Genomic DNA, 4,999 nt, shown 5'->3' on the forward strand with positions numbered 1-4,999 from the left:
CCGGCACGCCCACTCGGCCGGTCCACCCGGCGCGCGCACACGGCCGGTCCACCCGGCGCGCGCACACGGCCGGTCCACCCGGCACGCCGACTCGGCCGACGCACCCGGCGTGCTCAGACGGCCGGTGCACCCGGCGCGCCGACTCGGCCGACGCACCCGGCGTGCTCAGACGGCCGGTGCACCCGGCGCGCCGACTCGGCCGGCGCACCCGGCGTGCTCAGACGGCCGGTCCACCCGGCGCGCCCAGACGGCGCGCCCACACGGCCGGTACGGCCGGTGCGCCCGGTACGCCGGTCCGGGCCGCTGGCCGGGGGTCAGCGGGTGGCGCGGGCGACCGCGGCCGAGACGACCGAGTCGACCCGGGCGCCGCGGCGGGTGATGCCGAGCTCGGCGCGCAGGGCCGCGGCGAGCTCGTCGGGGGTGCGGTCGGTGCCGTCGGACACGAGCCACGCGACGAGGTCGTCGAGCTGGTCGTCGGAGTAGGCGCTGACCGGGAGGCCCGGCCGCACGTCGGGGCGGGGACCGCCGGGGACGGGCAGCGTCGGCTGCACGGCGCGGACGGCGCCGGTCATCGGCGCGGCCGCCTCCATGACGCCCGGGATCTGCGCGGCCGTCGCGGGAGCCGCGGTCGACGGCCGGTCTGCGGACGAGTCGGCGGCGGCACCGGCCCGGGCGGACCCGGACCGCGACCCCTCGGTACCCGACGTGCCGGCACCAACCGGCGCACCCCCGCCGTCCCGCGGGGCACCAGCCGGCGCACCCGCGTCGTCCCGCGACGCGCCGGGGGCCGCCGGCGGCGTCCAGACCGCCGGCACCGCCCGGTCGCCCGGGGCCTCGCCCGTCGCCGGGCCGTCCTCGGCCGCGACGTCCGGCACCACCGTGATCGCGCCGGTCGCGTCGAGCACGCGCCGCTCCCCCGGGCGGGCGCCGCCGCCGGCGGGCAGGTCCGCCCCCGGGACGACCGCGAAGCCGGTGAGCGTGGGCGCGGGACCGGTGCCGTCGTCGTCGAGCAGGGGCGCGGGCACGAGGAGCCGGGCGCGCGCCCGGTCGGCCTCGGACTCCGCGATCCGGCGGTCGGCGACGGCGTGCAGGGCGCGGCGGATGCGGTCGACCTCGGCCTCGGGGTCGAGGAACGCGGCGGCCGACCAGACGCGCAGCACGCTCCAGCCGAGCCGCTCGAGCCGCTCGGCGACCTGGCGGTCGCGGACCCGGACGCTGGGCTCGTGCAGGTAGGCGTCGTCGTCGGTGAGCACGGCGACGAGCAGCTCGCCGGGCAGGTCGGGGTGGCCGACGGCGAGCGGGAGGTGCAGCCCGCCGGGCAGGCCGTGGTCCAGCTCGACGACGAGCCCGTGCCGCCACAGGCGCTCGGCCAGGTCGACGACGAGGCGGTCGGGGGTGCGCTCGGGGGCGGAGGCCTTGACCTCCTCGGCCACGGCCGGCGCCTTCACCTCCTCCGCCACGGCGGGGGCCTCGACCTCCTCGGCCACGGCCGGCGCGTCCCCGCCCGGCGCCTCCGCGCCCGGCAGGACCCCGGCCTCGGCGGGCCCGCCGGCCTCCGGCTCGTCCGCCACCGGCGCGGCCGCGATCGCCAGGTCGGTCTCCCCCGCGGCCCGTCGCTCGGCGAACCGCAGCAGGTCGGCGAGCAGCCGGGGCCCGGGCCCGCGCAGCCGCTCCGGGTCCACGTCGGCGACCGCGAAGCAGGACACCACGTCGAGCCGGTGCCGCGTGACGCCGAGCGCCGCGAGCAGCAGCGCGTCGCCGCCCGGCCCGCTGATGGGGCCGAACCGGTGCAGCACCCGCCCGTGCGGGGTGCGCCCGAAGCCGAGCGACAGGATCAGCGCGTCCCGGCGCAGGCCGGCGACGTTGGTGAGGTCGGTGACGACGAACGGCTCGGGCCGCGCGCCGTCGAGGCAGGCGGCGAGCGACGGCGAGTCCCGGACCTGCGCGAGCACGGCCTCCCGGATCTGCGCGGTGTGCACGCGCGAGGCGGTGACGACGGCCAGGGACTCCTGGCCGTGGGTCAGCGCGTGCTCGATGACGAGCTCGACGACCCGGTCGACGTCGGCGCGGGTGCTCTGCACGGCGCCGGAGCCGTCCGGCATCCCGGTGCCGTCGACGAGGTGGTGCCCGACCGCGGCCGCGCTGGTGGGCAGCGGGGTCGGGGACAGCACGTCGCCGTAGCCGTGCGCGGCGAGGAACGCGGTGAGGTACGGGTCGCGGCGGGACGCGTCGGCGCGCAGGGGGACGGTCGGCAGCACGTCGGCGAGCTCGCGGACGGCGGTGCCGGACGCGCAGCGCCGGTCGCCGACGACGACCACCTGGCGGCCGCGGGCGATCGCGGGCAGCGCGACCTCGACGGGCAGGTGCGCGGCCGCGTCGAGGACCACGAGGTCGACGGTCCGGGCGGCGGGCAGCACCTGCGGGACGAGCATCGGCGCGGCGGCGAGCACCGGTCGCAGCCGGCGGGCGACGTCGGGGTAGCGCTCGAACGTCTCGCGCAGGCCGGTCAGCCGCTCCTCGACGAGCTCGGCGAACAGCGCCTCGGTCTGCTCGGTGTGCGCCGCCATGGTGTTGCGGACGTGCGCGGCGGCGCGGGCGCGGACGGGGCCGGCGAGCGCGGCCGTGTGCGCGACGTCGAGCTGCCGGTACTCCGCGGCCAGCCGGCCGAGGGTGCGGCCGTCGTAGCCGGCGAGCGCCGGGTCGGCGGCGAGCAGCTGCTCGAAGACGGTGCTCCACCAGGCGAGCTCCAGCTCGGCGGGGACGAGCGCGGCCGGCACCCGGCGCGCCGCCAGGTCGTCCAGCAGGTCGTCCAGCCCCGCGGCGCGCAGCGACCGCAGCAGCCGGGTGCGCTCGGGCAGCTGCGCGAGCGTGTCCCGCGCGGCGACCAGCCGGCGCACCCGGTCCAGGACCTCGCCGATCGGGCGGCCGAGCAGGTCGGCGCCCTCGGGGGTCCCGGCGAGCACGACCCCCAGCGCCTCGACGTCCGCGCGCACCTCGCGGTGCTCGGCCTCGATCTCGCCCAGCCCCTCCGGCAGCCGCGGCCAGCCGCCGGCCGGGCAGTGCTCGGCCCAGATGGCGCGCTGCCGCTGCACGTCGAGCAGGGCGGCGTGCAGGTCGGCGACCGGGCGGCCCGGGCGCACGAGGTCCTTGGCCTGCTTCTTGAGCCGGCGGCGCAGCCAGTAGCCCATCGGCGTGCCGTGCTCGGCGCGCCAGGCCTTCGACGCGGTGGCCGCGACCATGTCGGCCGGGCTGCGCTCGAACACGATCGGCTGGAACACGTCGAGCGCGCCGCGCACGCCGGCGAGCACCTCGAGCTGCTCGGCCCAGGTCGCCAGGGTCGTCGCGGGGGTGAACCCGGTGACCTCGGCGACCTCCGCGATCCGGCGCTCGACGGCGGCCAGGCCCTCGTCGCCCGCCAGGCGCTCGGCGCGGCGCAGGGCGTCGGCGGCCTCCGCGTCGGTGAGCAGGGCGGCCCCGTACCAGGGGGTGTCGACCGGGCGGAGCGTGAACGCCCCGGCCTCGGCGGCCTCGCGCAGCTCCGTGCCGACGGCCGCGCGGCGGTCGGCGTCGAGCGTGCGCGCGACCTCGGCGGAGAGCCGGACGGTGGTGCGGGGCGCGGGGCGCTCGGCGGTGAGCCGGGCCAGCGCCTGGAACGCGTCGTAGGCGGACGCGCCCCACGGCTCGCGGACCCGGTGCAGGCCGTCGACGTAGCCGCGCAGCCGCTCGCGGCGCTCGACCAGCGCACGGCGCAGCTCCGCCGTGGCGACGGGGTCGCCGGGGTCGACGTCGAGGGTCATCGCGCCCATGAGCCGGCGGGAGGAGGCGGCCCGCCAGGCGGCGTCCGGCGCCACGTCGAGCAGCACCTCGCCCACCCCGAGCTGCTCCAGCCGCTCGCGCAGCGCGACGGCGGCGCGCCGGTGGCCGGGGACGTACAGGACGGTGCGGCCCTCGGCGGCGGCGTCCGCGACCAGCGCGGCGAGCGTGCCGGTGACGTCGCTGTCGGCGGGGGCGTCGACGAACACGTGCGCGCCGCCGGCGACCACGTCGAGGACGTGCTGCTGCGCCGGGTCCAGGTCGCCGACGCCGCGCTCCAGCGCCGGGTCCCGGTCGCCGCGGGCCGGCTCGGGCAGGGTGACGTCGAGCCCGGCGACCGCCTCGGGGACGCCGGCGAGCGCGGCGACCACCTCGTGCCGCTCCAGGGCGGACGCGAGCCGGTCGAGGTCGTCGACGAGCACCTGACCCGGGTGCACGAACGTCCCGACGACGATCCGGTCGACCAGCTGGAAGTCGTCGAGGACCGCCGTGCCGAGCGAGGTGAGGCGGGTGATCGCGTCCCGCGGGTCGAAGCCGGAGCCGGTGAACGCGCTCCGGGCGACCGCACCGGGGTCGAGCAGGGCGCCGCGCGAGCGCAGCGCGCGGGCCAGCACCGGGTTGACCTCGAGGGACGGCTCCAGCGTCAGCTCGTAGTCGCTCTCGGCGGTGCCGCGGGCGCGCAGCGAGACGGGGCGGAGCAGCACGGGCGCGCGCACCTTGCGGGCCGTGGGCGCGGGGGCGTCGGACTCGCCGCCCGCGCCGTCGCCGCCGGTGCGCGCCGCCGACTCGCGGGTCGCGGTGGCGATGGCCGCGACGTCGTCGGTCGCCACGTCGGGGGTCGAGTGCTCGGTCCAGGAGGCGACGCCGATGGCCAGGTAGGTCGGCGCGATGCCGTACTGCTGCGCGTACGTCCCGGCGCGGGCGGCGACGGCGCGGGCGCGGCGCCGGGCCGTGCCGAGCGCGGCGCCCTCCCGGACCAGGTTCGACAGCCGGGTCTCGCGCCCGGCGAACAGCTGGGCGATGCCGGACGGGTGCGCGGCGGACAGGTCGAGGGCGGCGTCGCCGAGCAGCTCGACGTCCGCCAGCGTGGAGCCGCCGGCGGCCTCGACGAGCGCGGCGCGCCAGGTGCCGGTGGCGCCCTCGACGAGCTCGGCGGCGGAGGGCGGCTCGACCAGCACGGGGCCGG

1 protein-coding gene is annotated in these 4,999 nt (G+C 79.8%); it reads right to left on the minus strand.

Annotated features, from left to right (window positions below; all coding sequences use genetic code 11):
* Positions 1-314 precede the first annotated feature (314 nt).
* A partial coding sequence (locus G6556_RS16950) for a hypothetical protein (protein WP_166944031.1) occupies positions 315-4,999 on the minus strand: 4,685 nt, incomplete at its 5' end.

It is taken from the genome of Cellulomonas sp. IC4_254, from assembly GCF_011603975.1.
In the GTDB taxonomy this organism is placed as follows: domain Bacteria; phylum Actinomycetota; class Actinomycetes; order Actinomycetales; family Cellulomonadaceae; genus Cellulomonas.